The 18,262-nt window shown below is 34.5% G+C and carries 17 protein-coding genes; all 17 read right to left on the minus strand.

Going from position 1 to position 18,262, the window contains the following annotated elements; translation table 11 throughout:
- Window positions 1-72: 72 nt before the first annotated feature.
- The 17 genes from AC1RRN_RS16470 to AC1RRN_RS16550 all read right to left on the minus strand — a co-directional run bounded on the left by AC1RRN_RS16470 (window position 73) and on the right by AC1RRN_RS16550 (window position 18,185).
- Window positions 73-2,910 (minus strand): pectate lyase family protein, encoded by a 2,838-nt coding sequence (locus tag AC1RRN_RS16470; protein WP_492968344.1) that lies wholly within the window; start codon window positions 2,908-2,910, stop codon window positions 73-75.
- Between the two features lie 456 nt (window positions 2,911-3,366).
- Window positions 3,367-4,140, minus strand: coding sequence for a Bax inhibitor-1/YccA family protein (locus tag AC1RRN_RS16475; protein WP_492968345.1), 774 nt, complete (start codon window positions 4,138-4,140; stop codon window positions 3,367-3,369).
- Window positions 4,141-4,304: 164 nt separating this feature from the next.
- Window positions 4,305-5,696, minus strand: a complete 1,392-nt coding sequence (locus AC1RRN_RS16480) for an NADH-quinone oxidoreductase subunit N (RefSeq protein ID WP_492968346.1) — start codon at window positions 5,694-5,696, stop codon at window positions 4,305-4,307.
- A gap of 64 nt (window positions 5,697-5,760) precedes the next feature.
- Window positions 5,761-7,200, minus strand: a complete 1,440-nt coding sequence (locus AC1RRN_RS16485; RefSeq protein WP_492968347.1) for a complex I subunit 4 family protein — start codon at window positions 7,198-7,200, stop codon at window positions 5,761-5,763.
- A gap of 10 nt (window positions 7,201-7,210) precedes the next feature.
- Window positions 7,211-9,094, minus strand: coding sequence for an NADH-quinone oxidoreductase subunit L (gene nuoL / locus AC1RRN_RS16490; RefSeq protein ID WP_492968348.1), 1,884 nt, complete (start codon window positions 9,092-9,094; stop codon window positions 7,211-7,213).
- Window positions 9,095-9,100: 6 nt separating this feature from the next.
- Window positions 9,101-9,421, minus strand: a complete 321-nt coding sequence (gene nuoK, locus AC1RRN_RS16495; protein ID WP_026982591.1) for an NADH-quinone oxidoreductase subunit NuoK — start codon at window positions 9,419-9,421, stop codon at window positions 9,101-9,103.
- The gene (locus AC1RRN_RS16500; protein ID WP_492968349.1) at window positions 9,421-9,960 is read right to left on the minus strand and encodes an NADH-quinone oxidoreductase subunit J family protein; all 540 of its coding nucleotides are present in this window, start codon (window positions 9,958-9,960) and stop codon (window positions 9,421-9,423) included. Before AC1RRN_RS16500 ends, nuoK begins: the two co-directional genes overlap by 1 nt.
- Window positions 9,961-10,506, minus strand: a complete 546-nt coding sequence (locus AC1RRN_RS16505; protein WP_492968350.1) for a NuoI/complex I 23 kDa subunit family protein — start codon at window positions 10,504-10,506, stop codon at window positions 9,961-9,963.
- Window positions 10,507-10,675: 169 nt separating this feature from the next.
- Window positions 10,676-11,734 (minus strand): NADH-quinone oxidoreductase subunit NuoH, encoded by a 1,059-nt coding sequence (gene nuoH / locus AC1RRN_RS16510; protein ID WP_492968351.1) that lies wholly within the window; start codon window positions 11,732-11,734, stop codon window positions 10,676-10,678.
- A complete protein-coding gene (locus tag AC1RRN_RS16515; RefSeq protein WP_026982595.1) occupies window positions 11,734-12,765 on the minus strand; it encodes an NADH-quinone oxidoreductase subunit G in 1,032 nt (343 codons plus the stop codon). The genes nuoH and AC1RRN_RS16515 overlap by 1 nt, the downstream gene beginning before the upstream one ends.
- Before the next feature lie 95 nt (window positions 12,766-12,860).
- Window positions 12,861-14,231 carry an NADH-quinone oxidoreductase subunit NuoF gene (gene nuoF, locus AC1RRN_RS16520; protein WP_492968352.1) on the minus strand — a complete coding sequence of 457 codons (1,371 nt, stop codon included), beginning with the start codon at window positions 14,229-14,231 and terminating at the stop codon, window positions 12,861-12,863.
- 1 nt (window position 14,232) lies between these two features.
- Window positions 14,233-14,763, minus strand: coding sequence for a complex I 24 kDa subunit family protein (locus AC1RRN_RS16525; RefSeq protein WP_026982598.1), 531 nt, complete (start codon window positions 14,761-14,763; stop codon window positions 14,233-14,235).
- A gap of 129 nt (window positions 14,764-14,892) precedes the next feature.
- Complete coding sequence (locus AC1RRN_RS16530) at window positions 14,893-16,131, minus strand: NADH-quinone oxidoreductase subunit D (RefSeq protein WP_492968353.1); 1,239 nt, start codon at window positions 16,129-16,131, stop codon at window positions 14,893-14,895.
- A gap of 25 nt (window positions 16,132-16,156) precedes the next feature.
- Entirely contained in the window at window positions 16,157-16,678 is a 522-nt protein-coding gene (locus AC1RRN_RS16535; RefSeq protein ID WP_492968354.1) for an NADH-quinone oxidoreductase subunit C, read from the minus strand.
- A gap of 1 nt (window position 16,679) precedes the next feature.
- A complete protein-coding gene (locus tag AC1RRN_RS16540) occupies window positions 16,680-17,228 on the minus strand; it encodes an NADH-quinone oxidoreductase subunit B (RefSeq protein WP_029271568.1) in 549 nt (182 codons plus the stop codon).
- A 154-nt stretch (window positions 17,229-17,382) separates the two neighbouring features.
- On the minus strand, window positions 17,383-17,748 hold the full coding sequence (locus AC1RRN_RS16545; protein WP_026982602.1) for an NADH-quinone oxidoreductase subunit A: 366 nt from the start codon (window positions 17,746-17,748) through the stop codon (window positions 17,383-17,385).
- A gap of 242 nt (window positions 17,749-17,990) precedes the next feature.
- The gene (locus AC1RRN_RS16550; protein ID WP_007137066.1) at window positions 17,991-18,185 is read right to left on the minus strand and encodes a cold-shock protein; all 195 of its coding nucleotides are present in this window, start codon (window positions 18,183-18,185) and stop codon (window positions 17,991-17,993) included.
- Window positions 18,186-18,262 lie beyond the last annotated feature (77 nt).

Genomic DNA, 18,262 nt, shown 5'->3' on the forward strand with positions numbered 1-18,262 from the left:
TAATGTACTCTTAAACATTAAAAAAGGCTTCCAAATTTGGAAGCCTTTTATTTTTTTAAAATTGTCTTAAAATTATTTTTTAAGTATAGTTTGATTGAATGAACCATCATTTGTGTAAACTTTTACCAAATAAGTTCCTGCAATCAGATTGCTTAAATCTATACTTTCAGCATCTTTTCCAGCACTACTAACTAATGTTCCAGACATATTATAAATCAAAACTTTTTCTACTGTTTGAGTTGATTTTGATAGATATAAAACATCAGCAACTGGATTTGGGTATAAAATTATTTTTGAAGCTTCAGGTTCTGGAGCTACTTCAGTTGGTTGTGCCATACGTGCTGTACCGCCTGTATAATGCGTGCCGATGTAGAACAAGTTTGCAACAGATCCTTTAGTTATAGTATTTGAGCCTGCAGGAATTGAAGCGGTAACGATTCCGGCAGATGCCGTATAAGAAACGTTGTTAACTTTAATTGTTCCTGTAAAATTAGAATCAAAAACTAAAGTTAATGTCGATGCACTTGTAGAGGTATAAGTAATTGAAGTACTCGATTCAATTTTTAAGCGTGCTGTCAATGTTAATCCTGCATAAGTTACAGATCCTGGAGTTGAATTCATATTTCCTGTAATAGTATAAAATGAACTGGTTTTTCCTGAAGTTGTAAAGTTATGATTTTGATCACCACCTGGTGTTCCGGTTGTCATTGTAATCGTTCCAGACCCTGTTGCAGGTGTTCCTGTTCCTGTAGTCGCAATTGAGTATGACAAAGTTGCTGTTGGAGTTCCGGTAATCGTAATTGTTTTAGCCGTAGTATTTTTTATAAAACTAATTCCTGAAGCTGGTAATCCGGTAACAGTTGCGTCTGTTGCGGTTCCTCCCCAAGTGAAAACAATTGTACCTATTGCAGTACCGCTGGTAACTGTTTGGTTATTGTTACCAGTTGATGTTAAAGTTTGAGTTCCTGCAGGATTAACCGTAATTATTCCAGATCCTGTCGCGGGAGTTCCTGTGCCAGTTGTAGCAATAGAATAAGATAATGTAGCAGTTGGAGTTCCCGTAATTGTGATGGTTTTAGCCGTAGTATTTTTTACAAAACTAATTCCTGAAGCCGGTAACCCTGTTACAGTTGCATCTGTTGCACTTCCTCCCCAGGTAAATACAATTGTTGCAATGGCTGTTCCGCTTGTTACGGTTTGATTATTATTACTTGTAGAAGTTAAGGTTTGAGAACTTGCCGGAGGATTTCCTTCTCCCTGTACAGCCACTAAAGTTCCGGTATAATTGGTTAATGCAGACTTAAGTGCTGTAATTACAAGTGAAGACGTGTCATCTACACTATTGTCAAAAGTCCATTTTAAATCTCCACCGGAAACACGACCGGCATATTGGGTAGTTTTTGTTTTAGCCGTAGCTGGTTGGTCTACAACTAAGTTTTTAACGTATAATGCAGCATCAGTATCGAAATTATTATAGGTATTTGCTCCAGATTTTGACTTAACTGCGCTACTTACAGTTTCACCTCTTGTTGTGGCAACATAAGCATCAAAGTCAGTTGTTGAGCTAATTTTTCCCGAGATGTTGTAAAGAGGATTTGGGTCATTGTAAGCAACAAAACGCATATTGTTTGTTCCGTTTGATGCATCAAAAGTATTATTGAACGCTTTGATTGATCCTCCGGCTTCTCCTGAGAAAGTTCCCATAGTTCCCGCATTATTTACCTGATTCGTTTCGTCCCAAATGTCAGTTCCTTGTAAAGAAGTTAACATTGGATGTTTACTATTTCTAAAATAATTCCCTTCAACAAATAAAGAAGAACCTAATGTTGAACCTGAACCATATTTAGAAACACCATCAAAATAGTTGTTATAGATGTGTGCAGAATAATAACGCACACGTGGATGACGCGAATCAGAGTGATCGAACCAGTTATGGTGATACGTTATATATAAACCGCTGGTGGTTCCTTCACTTAATCCTAAAAGACTTGCTTTTCCGTTATCCCAAAAGTGATTGTAAGATAATGTAATATATGTCGATGTTTTGTTATCTAAAGCACCATCACCTTTTATTTGATCCGCATCACTTCCTGCATTTCCATAAAATAAATCACAGTTATGAACCCAGATGTGGTCGTTATCTTGCTGCATTCCAACATTGTCTCCAGCTGTACTGTTACAGTTCATAAATCCAAGATTACTAACTTCAATGTTAGAAGCCGATTTAAGGCGAACACCCCAGCCATTAGCAACAGCATCAGTTCCAACTCCTTCGATAGTTAGGTAACTCGAAGCATTATTTGAATTTTCAATTACAACATCTCCGCCTTCCATAACAGTCATATCAGTAATATTTCCAATTAAACGGATGATAAACGGACGAGTATCTTGTCCTTTTTTAATAGCATACAAAATGTTTTGTAAACCAATGCATGGGTTTGAACTTGCACCAGTGATGTTCATCGAAATGGTGTTTTTGGTGTTTTGAGTAATGTAGAGTATTACCGCGTTGTCTTTTGGAGTTCCGTCAATTTTGTATCCTCCGGGAACGCGACCGCCTGCAAAAGCAAAGCCATTACGATCCTGAGCTGAGACAGTCAAATTACTTGTTGTTGTTCCGGTTCCTTCAACACCAGAAATTACAGGTTTTACTTTTATAGTGTATGTTCCGGCTTGTAGTCCCGGAATATCAGCTCGAAAATAACTTCCATAACTACGGATAAGCTGATCGTCTATTTTTTTGTCTGTCACACCTTGCCCCGTGTAGTAGACATTGTAAGTTTGGGCACCGCTCACGGGCTGCCATTTTACAAAAGCTGATTCGAGCCAGCCAGAAGCTTCGTTAATTTGTTGTGCCCAAATTTGGACAGTTATAAAAAAGACGGCTAAAAAAAGTAGGTTTTTTTTCATAATGGTTTGGTTTAAGTGGTTAATAGTTAATAAAGTGGTTTTTATTTATCAAATAGCAATATTTAATTGTAATCGATTACACAAAAATAAAAGTTTTTTATTAATTCGTATTTATTTTAGAGTAAAAAAACATATTATTTAAAAAATACACTTATAGAATAATAATTATGTAATTAATTGCATTAATTGTAACTTATTACATACAAAAATAAAACCTTGTGAAGTATTAATTTTACTGAATTTTTTAAAAGTATTATGTAAGAAATTTTACTTTTAGAGAAGTGTTTTTGGCTTAAAACAAGGGAATTATCTTAAAATAATTTTTGAAAGAAAAAAATTACTTTTCGTAATTTAGAGCTGAGAAATTTTATGTAAGAAATGATTTTTTTAAAATTTAAGACATAAAAAAAGCCTTTTTGAAACTCAAAAAGGCTTTTTAAATATGTTGAAGTAATTTTAGTCTTTACTTGATAATTTAGATAATAATCTTAAAAATTCGATATATAACCAAACTAAGGTAATTATTAACCCCATAGCGCCATACCATTCCATGAATTTTGGCATTTTTTGTTCAACTCCTTTTTCAATTTGATCGAAATCTAAAAAAAGATTCAAAGCCGCAATGATGATTACAAAAACACTAATTCCGATACTCATCATTCCGTTTCCATAGTGAACCGGAGTCCAACTTGTGAATAAGGAAACGCCCCAGGAAATTAAGTAATAAGTTGCGATAGCCAAAGTTGCTGCAATAACAACAGACTTGAATTGTTCTGTAACTTTCACAATTTTAAATTTATACAAGCCTAAGCATACCAAGAAGGTTACTAAGGTTGCACTAACAGCGTTGACAACAATTCCGGGATATCTAATTTCAAAAATTGCAGAGATTCCTCCAATAAATAAACCTTCGAACAAGGCATAACCAGGAGCTAAATAAGGAGAAGCCTGAGGTTTGAAAGAAGATATTACAACTAGAATTAAACCAATGATTGCACCTCCAAAAGCAGGTAAAATTGGATTCATTCCGTTAAATGCCATCCACCATGTTACCATAGCTGCAGCCGTTAAGATTAAAAACAAAATAGCTGTTTTATTGATAGTACCTGACAAAGTCATTTCCTGATTGTAATCAATAATCTTTGCTTCGTGTACTTCTTCAGCTTTTGAAACAGCATTGGATGAAAAACGCTTGTCGCTTAAAAATGGATTTTTTGAATTGAAGTTCATAGTTCTAATACATTTAATTGTACTCAAATATATGGAGTTTTTTTGAAGTGCAATTATTTCTGTAAAATTTTTAACATGAAATTTTCTTTGATTTAAAAAGGCATTAAAATAAAAAATCCATCAAAAAAACTCTTGATGGACTTATCTTTATTTTGATGAAATTTCTAGTTCAATAAATCTAAAACTAAAGATGGAAACAAACCTAAAACAATATTTAATACGATTGAAACGATTGCAACAGCATAAATAAGAAATGGTTTTCCAGTACGTTCCTGATTAGGTTCTTTAGAGTACATTGCTAAAATTAGTTTGAAATAATAGCCAACACTAATAATTGAGTTGATAACTGCTACAATTACTAAAGCGATATAACCTGCTTCAATCGTTTGGTTAAATAAGAATAACTTAGCAAAAAATCCAGAGAAAATCGGGATACCAGCCATCGATAATAATGAACCAGTCAGGATTGCAGCCAATAGCGGATTCGTTTTTCCTAAACCATGAAAGTTGGTAATATCTTCGTTATCCTGATTTTTACAAACATATAAAATAACACTGAATGCAGCGATTCCTGCTAATGCATAAGCTGCTGTATAATATAGTAATACTCCTGCTGAAGTTGCAATTGTCAATAAAGTCATTAACATAAAACCTGCATGTGAGATTCCTGAAAATGCCAACATACGTTTTACATTTACCTGACGCAATGCCATTATATTTCCAACAGTCATAGAAGCAATAGAAATGATAACTACAATGTTTTCAAAAGTTCCTAATAAATCCTGATTTTCAAGTGATGGAATTAAATTCAAAGCTGAAATTAATTTATAAAGTGTTGCAATTGCCACAACTTTTGCCAAAGTACTCATTAACGCAGTTGTCAATGCTGGAGAACCTTCATAAACATCCGGAGCCCAAAAGTGAAATGGAACAGCCGCCACTTTAAACAACATTCCAATAGTCATTAATATCATTCCGATAGGGAACCAGATTGGTAATTCGGCAGATAAAGAGCTTTCGCTGATTTCAACAACATCAAAACTTCCCATTGCACCGTAAATTAAACATATACCAAATAAGATAATTCCAGATGCGAAAGATCCCATCAAAAAGTATTTCATACCAGCTTCGTTACTTTTCAAATTCAAACGCTCACTTGCAGCAAGTACGTATAAAGCAATTGATAAAATTTCAATTCCTAAGAAGAACATAGCTAAATTTCCAAAAGAAACCATTGCAACTCCTCCAGCTAATAAAAATATTTTGATTGCAACAAAATCTGAAATTTTGGTTGGATGATTTTCGTAGAAATTGTGACTTAAGGCCACTAAGAAAATGGTCAGGATGATAAACAATGATGAGAACGCAGTAGAGAATTTACTAACTGTGATCATATTATTGTAGTAACTTTCTGTTGATCCAAATTCAGAAAAATTAAGGGCCAAAACGCCCAATAAACCAAGAATGGTAATTGGAACAATGGCTTTTCTTAAATTAAGAATTTCAAATAATAGGCAGAAAATACCCAATCCTGTTATAGCTATTAATGTATTCATTTTTGCTTTTTTGATTTAGGAAATCCAAAACTGCAGATGTCCTAATTTATTTTTATTTAAAATATTAATTTTTATTGATAACGTCCAAAATCGTCTCTAAACTTGGTGTAATCAAATCTGTAATTGGTTTTGGATAAAATCCGAAGAAAATTAAAACGGCAATAATAACGACTAATGAAATTCCTTCATTAACAGATACATCTGCAAAAGTTTTAGAATTTGTTTCTCCCAACATTACATTTTGAAACATCTTAAGCATATAGTAAGCTCCTAAAATAATAGTTGTTCCACCTAAAACAGCGAACCAAATATTGATTTGTGAAAGGCTATACAAAACCGTAAATTCTCCAACGAAGTTAAAAGTACTTGGCAAAGCTACAGAAGCTAAAACCAAAATTAAAAACATAGAAGTGAATTTTGGCGATTGCGTACGAATACCACCCATTTCTGCAATATTTCTCGTTTCGAATCTTCTATAAATAATTTCCGCAGCATAAAATAATCCAACGACAACAAAACCGTGAGCGATCATTTGCAGAACTGCTCCACGTAAACCATCAACCGTTAAAGTGTAAGTTCCTGCAGCAATTAATCCAACGTGAGCAAGAGAAGAATAAGCCAATAATTTCTTTAAATCTTTTTGTCTCAAAGCAACTATTGATCCGTAGATTACACCAGCAATTCCTAAAGCGATGAAAATATTCATGTATTCTTTTGCAGCAAGAGGTGCAATTGGCAACTGCCAACGAATAACACTGTATAATCCCATCTTTAACATGATACCAGATAAAAGCATAGTTCCAACTGTTGGCGCTTTTTGGTAAACATTAGCCTGCCAGGTGTGGAAAGGAATAATTGGAATTTTGATTGCGTAAGCTAAAAAGAAAGCTAAGAATATCCATAATTGCTCATCAGCAGATAAATCTAGTTTGTATAAATCCTCGATTAGGAAACTTCCAGCTTTTTGGTATAAGTAAATGAGAGCAACTAACATGAACAATGAACCGGCAAGTGTGTAAATAAAGAATTTAACCACTGCTTTTCTGCGTTCTTCAGCATCTCCATTACCCCAAATAAGCGCAATAAAGTAAATCGGAATTAAAGCCAATTCCCAGAAAATATAATATAAAAGACCGTCTGCAGCCAGGAAAGTTCCTGTCATAGCAAATGCCATAAATAAAATTAAAGCATAAAAACCTTTTGCATTTTTATATTCATTTCCAAAAGAGGAGAATATAATAATTGGCGTTAAAGCTACCGTTAATAAAAGCATAGCAATTGCCAATCCATCAGCATTTAGCGCAAATGAAATTTTAGGTTGTGTAATCCAGGCATTAATTACACTGATGTTTTCACCAGCACAAAAATGATTTAACAATACAACCGAACAGCCCAAAGCTGCCAAACTAAAGAACAAAGCTACTTTTGATGCTAGTTTATCACCAACAAAATAAGTAACAAATGCACCAATTAAAAGAATAATTAATATAAGAGAAACGTTCATAGTTATAAAATTATTGAGCTAAAAATATATAGGAAATAATGGCACAAAGACCCAAAACAAATGCAAACAGATATAATCCGATACTTCCGTTTTGTAATTTTTTACCTTGAAAAGCAAGTTCATTAGTCACTTTGCCTAATCCGAAAACAACTGCAGATAAACTAGTTTCAACATAGTCTCTAAAGAATCTTGATAATCCGTTTATAGAGCGTACAAATATTGCATCGTAAAGTTCATCTACATAATATTTGTTGTATAAAACTTTGGCTACACCAGTAATATTTTCGTCAGCTTCAGGAACATTGTCTTGTTTGAAATATTTGATATAAGCAATTAAGATACCGATCAATCCACCTAAAACAGCAACTCCCATTAAGGTATATTCTGTTGTGCCTAAATGATGTTCTTCTCCAGCCACTTTTGTGAAAAGTGGAGCCATATATTCATTTAACCAACTGTTTCCAGGAAGACTAATAAGACCTCCAAAAGTTGCTAAAATGGCCAAAATCATTAATGGGAAAGTAATTAATCCGTCACTTTCATGTAAATGATGTTTTTGCTCTTCAGTTCCTCTAAAATCTTTAAAGAAAGTAAGGAACATCAATCTGAACATATAAAATGCTGTCATGATAGAAGCAATAGATCCTATAACATATAGTGGAATACTATGGTGGAAAGCTGTCATTAAGATTTCATCTTTAGAGAAGAAACCTGAAAACAAAGGAACACCTGAAATCGCTAATGAAGAAATTAACATGGTCCAGAAAGTGATTGGCATTGCTTTACGCAAACCACCCATTTTACGCATATCTTGTTCTCCATGCAATCCGTGAATAACAGATCCTGAACCTAAGAATAAACAAGCTTTAAAGAAAGCGTGTGTGATTACGTGAAAAACAGCTACTTCATAAGCGCCAAATCCTAAGGCTAAAAACATTAATCCTAATTGAGAAACGGTAGAGTAGGCTAATACTTTTTTAATATCAGTTTGAACCAAACCAATTGTTGCAGCAACTAATGAAGTTACAGCTCCAACAATAGCTATTACGGTCTGAACGTCTGGTGCTAAATCAAAAACAAAGTTTAATCTCGTTACCATGAAGATACCTGCAGTAACCATTGTCGCCGCGTGAATCAATGCAGAAACTGGAGTCGGTCCAGCCATCGCATCAGGTAACCAGGTGTATAATGGAATTTGTGCTGATTTACCACAAGCCCCAATGAACAAGCATAAAGCTGCTAATGAAAGTAAAGGTAAATTTAGGTTTGTTGCTCCGGCAATTGTCGTTTTTAAAGTTGCATAATCTAAAGTTGAGAACATTGCACCAAGAATGAACATTCCGATTAATAAACCTAAATCTCCAATTCTGTTCATGATGAAAGCTTTTTTCGCAGCATCATTGTAATCCTGGTTTTTATGCCAAAATCCAATTAATAAGTACGAACAAAGTCCAACGCCTTCCCAGCCAATAAATAATACTAATAAGTTACTTCCAATTACGAGTGTAATCATGAAGAATACAAACAGATTTAAATACGCAAAAAACTTATGCATATTCTCATCATCGTGCATATAACTGATAGAATATAAGTGAATCAAAGATCCAATTCCGGTTACAAAAAGCAACCATAGAACTGATAATTGATCTAATAAAAATCCTAGATTAATATGAAGATTACTGATCTGGATCCAGTCAAATAAAGTGACCTGAATGGCTTTTCCAGTTGAAGTAATTTGATTAAAAAGTATAAGTGTAACTACAAAAGAAACTGCTACGGCAACTGTTCCGATAATTCCCGAAACTGTTTTTCCTAAGCTTTTCCCGAAAAAAACATTGATTAAAAATCCTAAAAAAGGAGATAAAACTAAGACTAAAGCTAAATTGGTATCCATTTCCATTTATCCTTTTAAATTTTTTAAATTATCGATACTAATTGAGCCTAAATTTCTAAAAATAGAAACCAAAATGGCCAATCCTACCGCAACTTCTGCTGCAGCAACTGCCATCGAAAAGAACACAAAAACTTGTCCTTGTGCATCTTGATGATACGTTGAAAAAGCAACAAATAAAAGGTTAACTGCATTCAACATGATTTCGATAGACATGAAAACGATAATAGCATTTCGTCTGTACAATACACCAAAAACACCAATACAAAAAAGTACAACACTTAAAAAGATGTAGTTTTCAATACCTATTTGATTTAATATATTACCCATTATTTATTTAATTTTTCTTTTTTAGACAATAATACCGTTCCAATCATCGCTACTAAAAGCAAAATCGAAGCAAATTCAAACGGAACCATATATTCGTTCAATAATATTTTACCCAAAACTTTAATAGATTGGAAATCTTCTCCGGTTGAATCGTATGCTCCAACAATTGGTTTAGAATTAATGAAAATTGCAATTAATACGATAACAATCAAACAGAAAGAAACAATAGCACCCAAACGTGTAATTCTAGGCCTGTGAACCTGATGACGTTCGTTTAGATTCATTAACATAATCGTAAACAGGAATAAAATCATAATCGCTCCCGAGTAGACTATTATATGGACGATAGCCAAAAATTGAGAGTTTAATAATAAATAATGACCAGCAATCGAAAAGAAACAAATTACTAAATAGATAGCACTATGAATTGGATTTCTACTAAAAATGGTCAAAAATGCGGTAATTACCGTAATAAACGCTAAGAAACAAAATATAATTTGTACAGTTGTTGCGTGTGCAAAATCAGGAATATGTATCATTTAGTTAGCATTATTAAGTTGAGCATTTTTGATCGCCACATCAAGAGGCATCACTAATCTGTCTTTTCCAAAAATAAAATCTTCTCTTTCATAACTAGAAGGAACCAAAACTTTTGAAGTTGTCAAATAGATGGCATCTTTCGGGCAAGCTTCTTCGCAAAGACCACAGAAAATACAACGTAACATGTTGATCTCATATATTTCAGCATATTTTTCTTCTCTGTATAAATGTTTTTCATCGGCTTTACGCTCGGCAGCTTTCATCGTGATTGCTTCTGCAGGGCAAGACAAAGCACATAAACCGCAGGCAGTACAGTTCTCACGGCCTTGTTCGTCGCGTTTCAACTGGTGTTGACCACGATAAACCGGACTCATTTCACGTACTTGTTCCGGATAATGAATGGTTACTTTTTTTCTGAAAAGGTGCTTTAGTGTAATAAGCAATCCTTTCACAATCGCCACAAGATACAATCGTTCCCAAAAAGTCATCTCTTTGTTCGAGACCATCTTTTTTCTACCCGATAATGATATAGTTTCTATTGACATTTTCTAATGTATGATTTACGATTCACAATTTGATAGTTAAATCAAATTCAAAATCTATTTTATTTTTTAATTTGAAGCTTAATCCTGCTATTCGCTATATCTTTTTATCTCGCTAAAAGGCGAGACCATAAAAGGATGCCGCTTCTATCAGGGCTAGGGTACTCAGGTATTAAAATCCTAAGTATGCTGCGATATCATGTCTTAAAATTACAACTCCTGTAATCATGATATTAATGATCGAAAGCGGAATTAAAATTTTCCATCCTAAGTTCATTAACTGGTCATATCTGAATCTCGGAATTGTCCAACGTACCCACATATAAAAGAATATGAAGAAACATATTTTGGCAAACAATACCACGATTCCTAAAACATTAGCTGTATTTACACCTACATTTTCTACCATCCATTGCATTCCCGGATAATTATATCCTCCAAAGAATAATACAGATATAATAGTCGCAGAGATAAACATATTAGCATATTCAGCAAATAAATAGAATCCCATTTTCATCGATGAATATTCAGTATGGTATCCACCAATCAACTCCGATTCACATTCTGCTAAATCGAAAGGCGTTCTGTTTGTTTCTGCGAAAGCACAAATCAGGAAAATCAGAAAAGATAATGGCTGATAAAAAACATTCCAGTTCATTCCTGCTTGTTGCTCAGAAATTTCTTTTAAGCTTAAAGTTCCTGTCATCATCAATAATGCAATCATAGATAATCCCATGGCAACTTCATAAGAAACCATTTGTGAAGCCGCACGAACAGCTCCCATCAATGAGAATTTATTGTTTGATGCCCATCCACCAATCATGATTCCGTAAACTCCAACAGAAATTACTCCAAATACATACAATAAAGCAATATTTACATCTGTTGCCTGTAAAAGAACATCACGTCCAAAAACATGCAATCTGTCTCCCCACGGAATAACAGCACTCGTCATCAAAGCTGTACTCATGGCAATTGCCGGACCAACAACGAATAAAAATTTATTAGGTGTGTTTGGTTCAAATTCTTCTTTCGAGAATAATTTCATACCATCAGCAAGTGGTTGTAATAAACCTCCCCATCCGGCGCGGTTTGGTCCTACACGATCCTGAAGAAAAGCCGCAACTTTACGTTCAGCCCAGGTAGAATACATCGCCATGATCATTGTGATAGCAAAAACCACAACAATTACAACACTTTTCTCTATAATAAACGTACCATCTACCATCATTAAGAAATTTTGTTGTTAGTGTTTAATGGAATTTCAGCCATACTAATTTTTTTACGGTCAATATCTCTACCCATAAGGATAGTTTTTTCGGTATCGATTTCTACTTTCTCTAATTTTTGAGTGTAGTTATTTTGGTTGATAACAGAATCTTTTTCAAATTCTCTTGGTCCTTCAATAACCCAGTCATTAACGTTTTTGTGGTCAAAACGACAAGAGTTACAGATGAATTCTTCTACTTCATGATACTCGTCTTTACGACCAGTTACACGCTGAATTTCTCCACCAAACATCCAAACTGTAGTTTTTCCACAACATCCCGGAGTTGTACATTCTCTGTGTGCATTGTAAGGTTTGTTGAACCAAACTCTTGATTTGAAACGGAAAGTTTTGTCTGTTAAAGCTCCAACCGGGCAAACGTCGATCATGTTTCCAGAAAACTCATTGTCGATTGCTTTAGAAATTCCTGTTGAAATATTAGCGTGATCTCCACGATCTAATACTCCGTGAACTCTGTTGTCTGTTAATTGATCTGCAACTTGCACACATCTTTGACATAAAATACAACGGTTCATATGTAGTTGAATATTTGGCCCAATATCTTCTGGCTCAAATGTTCTTTTTTCTTCAATAAAACGTGATTTTGGATTTCCGTGTTCGAAACTTAAATTTTGAAGATCACATTCTCCAGCCTGATCACAAACCGGGCAATCAAGCGGGTGATTGATTAATAAAAATTCTGTTACAGATTTACGGGCTTCCGTTACTCTGTCAGAAGATTTACTGTTTACTTCCATTCCGTCCATACATCCTGTTACACAAGATGCCATTAATTTTGGCATTGGTCTTGGGTCAGCTTCACTACCTTTAGAAACTTCAACTAAACAACAACGACATTTTCCGCCGCTGCCTTTTAATTTTGAGTAATAGCACATGGCTGGCGGTACCAAATCTCCACCAATCATACGTGCAGCCTGCAGGATCGTTGTTCCTGGCTCTACGTCTATACTTTGACCGTCTATGGTTACTTTCATCTCTTATTGATTTGAATGTTGAAAGTCGGAATATTTAAAAAGATTTGCTGTCCTTTTTATATTATTAACTTTATAACTTTCTGCTTTATATTTTTTTATACGATTACTTTACCGCCTACTAAATGTTTCACTTGCGAGAAAGGTTCAGCAACAAAATGATCTCTATTTTTAATTTTTTCAGGGAAACGAACGTGATATTCAAATTCATCTCTAAAGTGACGGATCGCTGCTGCTACTGGCCAAGAAGCTGCGTCGCCAAGCGGGCAAATTGTGTTACCCTCGATTTTACTTTGAATGCTCCACAATAATTCGATATCTTCTTCACGGCCCTGACCGTTTTCGATTCTCCACAAGATTTTTTCTAACCAACCTGTTCCTTCACGGCAAGGTGTACATTGTCCGCAAGATTCGTGGTGGTAAAAACGTGCAAAATTCCAAGTGTTTCTAACCACACAAGCAGTATCGTTATAAACGATAAATCCTCCAGAACCCAACATCGATCCGGTAGCAAAACCACCATCACTTAAAGATTCGTAAGTCATTAATCTGTCTTCGCCGTTTGCTGTTTTGAAAATCAATTCAGCTGGTAAAATTGGCACAGAAGATCCTCCAGGAACAAATGCTTTCAAAGGTCTGCTTGAAGACATTCCTCCTAAATATTCATCAGAATTCATGAACTCGTCAACGCTTAATCCTAATTCGATTTCATAAACTCCCGGATTTTTAATGTGTCCTGAAGCAGAAATTAATTTAGTACCAGTTGAACGTCCAATACCGATTTTAGCATAATCATCTCCAGAGTTGTTGATGATCCATGGCACAGCAGCAATAGTCTCCACATTGTTTACTACTGTTGGGTTTGCCCAAAGCCCAGAGACCGCTGGAAAAGGTGGTTTAATACGAGGATTTCCTCTTTTACCTTCCAATGATTCTATAAGTGCAGTCTCTTCGCCGCAAATATAAGCTCCGGCTCCACAGTGAACATGTAATTCTAAATCGTAACCTGTTCCTAATATATTTTTTCCTAACCAACCTGCAGCTTTTGCTTCGGCGATTGCTCTTTCTAAAATTTTGAAAACCCACATATATTCTCCACGAATGTAGATATACGAAAGGTTCGCGCCTAAGGCAAAACTTGAAGTAATCATTCCTTCGATCAATAAGTGAGGAATGAATTCCATCAAATAACGATCTTTGAAAGTTCCCGGTTCAGACTCATCGGCATTGCAAACTAAGTGTCTTGGCTTACCTGATTTTTTATCAATAAAACTCCATTTCATTCCGGCAGGGAAACCTGCACCACCACGACCGCGAAGTCCTGATTTTTTTACTTCTTCAACAACTTCGTCTGGCGTAAGTGTTTTCAAAGCTTTTTCTACAGAAGTATAACCACCATTTTGGCGATATACTTCGTAGGTTTTAATACCTGGAACATTGATTTTATCTAATAATATTTTCTGTGACATCTTATTTATCGTGTAATATTATTTTATCATCTCTACAATCAGCAATTAACTGATCGATTTTTTCTTCTGTCAATTTTTCTTTGTAGAAATCACCTAACTGCATCATCGGAGCATATCCGCAAGCGCCTAAACATTCTACTCCGGCAATGGTAAACATTCCGTCTGGAGTTGTTTCTCCCATTTTAATACCTAATTTTTCAGAAGTATAATCCATTAAATTTTCAGCACCATTTAAACAACAACAAGAAGTTTGACAGAATTCGAACATGTATTTTCCAATTGGTTTTTGGTTGTACATGGTATAAAAAGTAACCACTTCGTAAACCTCAATTGGTTTGATGTGCAAAATTTCAGCAACTTTATCCTGCAACTCAGTACTCAACCAGTTATCGTGCGCGTCCTGTACTTCGTGTAAAACAGGCAACAAAGCTGATTTTCTTTTGTCTTCAGGATAATGACTGATTAATTCATTGATGCGAGTCATCAATGCTTCAGTCATGTTTATTTCTTGTTTGTAATGTTTTCTTTCCATTCTTAATTTTAGATTTTAGATCTCTGATTTTAGATTTTTCAATCTGTTTCTTCAATCTACATTCTGCAATCCTTTACTAGATTTAGGTTTTTGAATCTGAATTCTAAAATCTAAAATCTACAATATTTTTTAGGCGTCTAATTCTCCTGCAATTACATTTAAACTCGAAAGGATAACAATTGCATCTGATAGTAAAGCACCTTTAATCATTTCTGGATATGCCTGATAATAAATAAAGCAAGGTCTTCTGAAATGTAATCTATATGGAGTTCTGCTTCCGTCAGTAACTAAATAAAATCCTAATTCTCCGTTTCCTCCTTCAACCGGGTGATAAATTTCTGCAACTGGCACAGGAACTTCTCCCATTACGATCTTAAAGTGATAAATTAAAGATTCCATAGAAGTGTAAACATCTTCTTTTGGTGGAAGGTAATAATCAGGAACTTCTGCATGATATTCGTTTCCGGCTGGCATTTTATCCAACGCTTGACGAATGATGCTTAAACTTTCCCAAACTTCAGCATTACGAACACAAAAACGATCGTAAGTATCACCTGATTTTCCAACAGGAACATTAAAATCGAAATCTTCGTAAGAGGAGTAAGGCTGTGCAACACGAACGTCATAATCAACTCCGGCAGCACGTAAGTTTGGTCCTGTAAATCCATATGCCATTGCTTGCTCTGCTGAAATTGCTCCAACATTTACAGTTCTATCAAGGAAAATTCTGTTTCTTTCAAATAAGTTTACAAACTCCTGCCAAGCGACAGGAAAATCTTGTAAAAAGACATCTAGTTTACGAAAAGCTTCTGGTGACCAATCTCTTTCGAAACCACCAATTCTTCCCATATTTGTAGTTAAACGAGCTCCACAAATTTCTTCATAAATCTCGTAAACTTTTTCTCTAAATTGAAAAACGTATAAGAAGCCTGTATACGCACCAGTATCAACACCCAGAATCGAGTTACAGATTAAGTGGTCTGTAATACGAGCTAATTCCATTACGATAACTCTTAAATATTGAGCACGTTTTGGAAGTTCAATTCCTAACAATTTTTCTAAAGTCATCCACCATCCCATATTATTAATAGGAGAGGAGCAATAGTTCATACGATCTGTAAGAGGCGTAATTTGATAGAAAGGACGATTTTCGGCAATTTTTTCGAATGCTCTGTGGATATAACCAATAGTTGGTTCAGCCTCAAGAATTCTTTCACCATCCATCAATAAGATATTCTGAAAAATACCGTGAGTTGCAGGGTGTGTTGGACCTAAATTCAATACTGAAAGCTCGCTTCCGTCTTCGTTTAGTTTCTCCTTTATTATTTTAGCATATCGATGCTCTGGTGGTAATAATAGTTCTGACATTTTATAATGTTGAATTATTTATTTTTTAGCAATTTGTTGTTGTTCTTCCAAAGAATCTGTCGTCTTTATCCGTTCTTCCGCTGTCTTCCATTGGGAATTCTTTTCGCATTGGGAAAGAGATCATTTCGTCCATATTCAAAATACGTTTCAATTGTGGATGCCCAATAAAGTTAATCCCGAAGAAATCGTATGTTTCTCTTTCCATCCAATTTGAACTTAAGAAAATATTTGAAATTGTTTTTATCTCTGGTTTTTCACCATTAAGGTAAACTTTGATTTTAATACGTTTGTTTTCGTACCAGTTGTGCATGTGATATACTATCGCGAACTGACGATCTGTTTCGTTGTCCGGATAGTGAATTCCGCATAAATCAGTTAAAAAGTGAAAACGTAAATCAGAATCGTTTTTCAAAAAAAGAATTAAGGCTGTGATTTTGTCAGCTGTTGTTTCTATTGAAAAAATATCTCTTTCTTGTTGAAAGTTAAAAACACTTGAATCAAATGTTTCTGTAAGTTTATCTTGAATCAGGGTATTTTCTAAGGCCATCTTATGAAATGTTATATGAAGCTAGTAATTCTTGGTATTCTGGAGAACTTCTGCGTCTAACAGATTCACTTCTTACCAATTCCTGAAGTTTCATTACTCCATCAACAATTTGTTCTGGTCTTGGAGGACATCCTGGAACATAAACGTCAACCGGAATTACTTTGTCAATTCCTTGTAAAACAGAATAAGTATCGAAGATTCCACCTGATGAAGCACAAGCTCCAACTGCAATTACCCATCTAGGTTCAGACATTTGCTCGTAAACCTGTCTTAAAATAGGTGCCATTTTTTTAGAAATAGTCCCCATTACCATTAACATATCTGCCTGACGAGGAGAAAAACTCACACGTTCAGAACCAAATCGCGCTAAATCGTAGTGTGAAGCCATTGTAGCCATGAATTCGATACCACAACATGAAGTTGCAAAAGGCAATGGCCATAATGAGTTGGCTCTTGCTAAGCCTACAACGTCATTTAGTTTTGTAGCGAAGAAACCTTCTCCTACAACTCCTTCCGGTGGCGCAACCATATTTACATTTGAATCGCTCATTTTATTTTAGATTTTAGATTTCTGATTTTAGATTTAATTCTGAAACCGAAATCAATATTTTAAAAATCAATATTTTGTTTTGAGAAGTTATCTTTCAAATCTAAATTCTAAATCAAGCAATCTAAAATCTAAATTCTGAAATCTAAAATCGCATTTATTCCCAGTCTAAAGCTTTCTTTTTGATGATATAAAAGAAACCAACTAAAAGAAGCGCCATGAAAACAATCATTTTCAACATTCCTTCCATTCCTAATTCCTTAAAGTTTACTGCCCAAGGATAAAGGAAAATTACCTCTACGTCGAACAATACGAACAAAATAGCTACCAGAAAGTACTTAACTGAAAACGGAATACGGGCATTACCAACAGATTCGATACCGCACTCAAAGTTTTTATCTTTGACTTCTGAGGTTCTTTTCGGTCCTAATTTTCCAGAAATTATGATTGTTCCTACCACAAAACCAACAGCTAAAATGAACTGCATTAGAATAGGAATGTAACTGTATTGATCAGATTGCATAAACTTAGGTTTTTTACTTAAAGAATAAGCCACAAAGATAACTTTCAACTATGTAAATCACAAGATAAAAAATGATTTAAGTATGTTGAGAAACACTGTTTGTGTCTAATTTTTATTGATTATAAATAACATTGTGAAATTTTAATATTTTTTTAAGATTTGAGCAAAAAAAAACGTTTCGAAATAAATCGAAACGTTTTAAAACCATTCAGAGGCAAAAAAAATAAATTGCTATATTTTTCTTAGATTACTGCTACTTTAGCAGCAACTTTCCCTTTTCTTCCTTCTTCTTCTTCATAGCTTACACGGTCACCTTCGCGTAATTCTTCCGCGTTAATTCCTGAAGCGTGAACGAAGATATCTTTTCCTGTTTCTTCGTCTGTAATGAATCCATAACCTTTAGATTCATTGAAAAATTTTACTGTACCTGTACGCATTGTAATTGTAATAATAATTTATAATGAAGCAAATGTAAGATATAAATTCATACAAAAGACAATAAGGTGTTAATTTT

The sequence above is a fragment of the Flavobacterium sp. GW821-FHT11G01 genome, from assembly GCF_058808175.1.

Coding starts and splice junctions, on each gene's coding strand:
- AC1RRN_RS16470 (WP_492968344.1), bottom strand. CDS start 2,910: ATGAAAAAAAACCTACTTTTTTTAGCCGTCTTTTTTATAACTGTCCAA.
- AC1RRN_RS16475 (WP_492968345.1), bottom strand. CDS start 4,140: ATGAACTTCAATTCAAAAAATCCATTTTTAAGCGACAAGCGTTTTTCA.
- AC1RRN_RS16480 (WP_492968346.1), bottom strand. CDS start 5,696: ATGAATACATTAATAGCTATAACAGGATTGGGTATTTTCTGCCTATTA.
- AC1RRN_RS16485 (WP_492968347.1), bottom strand. CDS start 7,200: ATGAACGTTTCTCTTATATTAATTATTCTTTTAATTGGTGCATTTGTT.
- nuoL (WP_492968348.1), bottom strand. CDS start 9,094: ATGGATACCAATTTAGCTTTAGTCTTAGTTTTATCTCCTTTTTTAGGA.
- nuoK (WP_026982591.1), bottom strand. CDS start 9,421: ATGGGTAATATATTAAATCAAATAGGTATTGAAAACTACATCTTTTTA.
- AC1RRN_RS16500 (WP_492968349.1), bottom strand. CDS start 9,960: ATGATACATATTCCTGATTTTGCACACGCAACAACTGTACAAATTATA.
- AC1RRN_RS16505 (WP_492968350.1), bottom strand. CDS start 10,506: ATGTCAATAGAAACTATATCATTATCGGGTAGAAAAAAGATGGTCTCG.
- nuoH (WP_492968351.1), bottom strand. CDS start 11,734: ATGATGGTAGATGGTACGTTTATTATAGAGAAAAGTGTTGTAATTGTT.
- AC1RRN_RS16515 (WP_026982595.1), bottom strand. CDS start 12,765: ATGAAAGTAACCATAGACGGTCAAAGTATAGACGTAGAGCCAGGAACA.
- nuoF (WP_492968352.1), bottom strand. CDS start 14,231: ATGTCACAGAAAATATTATTAGATAAAATCAATGTTCCAGGTATTAAA.
- AC1RRN_RS16525 (WP_026982598.1), bottom strand. CDS start 14,763: ATGGAAAGAAAACATTACAAACAAGAAATAAACATGACTGAAGCATTG.
- AC1RRN_RS16530 (WP_492968353.1), bottom strand. CDS start 16,131: ATGTCAGAACTATTATTACCACCAGAGCATCGATATGCTAAAATAATA.
- AC1RRN_RS16535 (WP_492968354.1), bottom strand. CDS start 16,678: ATGGCCTTAGAAAATACCCTGATTCAAGATAAACTTACAGAAACATTT.
- AC1RRN_RS16540 (WP_029271568.1), bottom strand. CDS start 17,228: ATGAGCGATTCAAATGTAAATATGGTTGCGCCACCGGAAGGAGTTGTA.
- AC1RRN_RS16545 (WP_026982602.1), bottom strand. CDS start 17,748: ATGCAATCTGATCAATACAGTTACATTCCTATTCTAATGCAGTTCATT.
- AC1RRN_RS16550 (WP_007137066.1), bottom strand. CDS start 18,185: ATGCGTACAGGTACAGTAAAATTTTTCAATGAATCTAAAGGTTATGGA.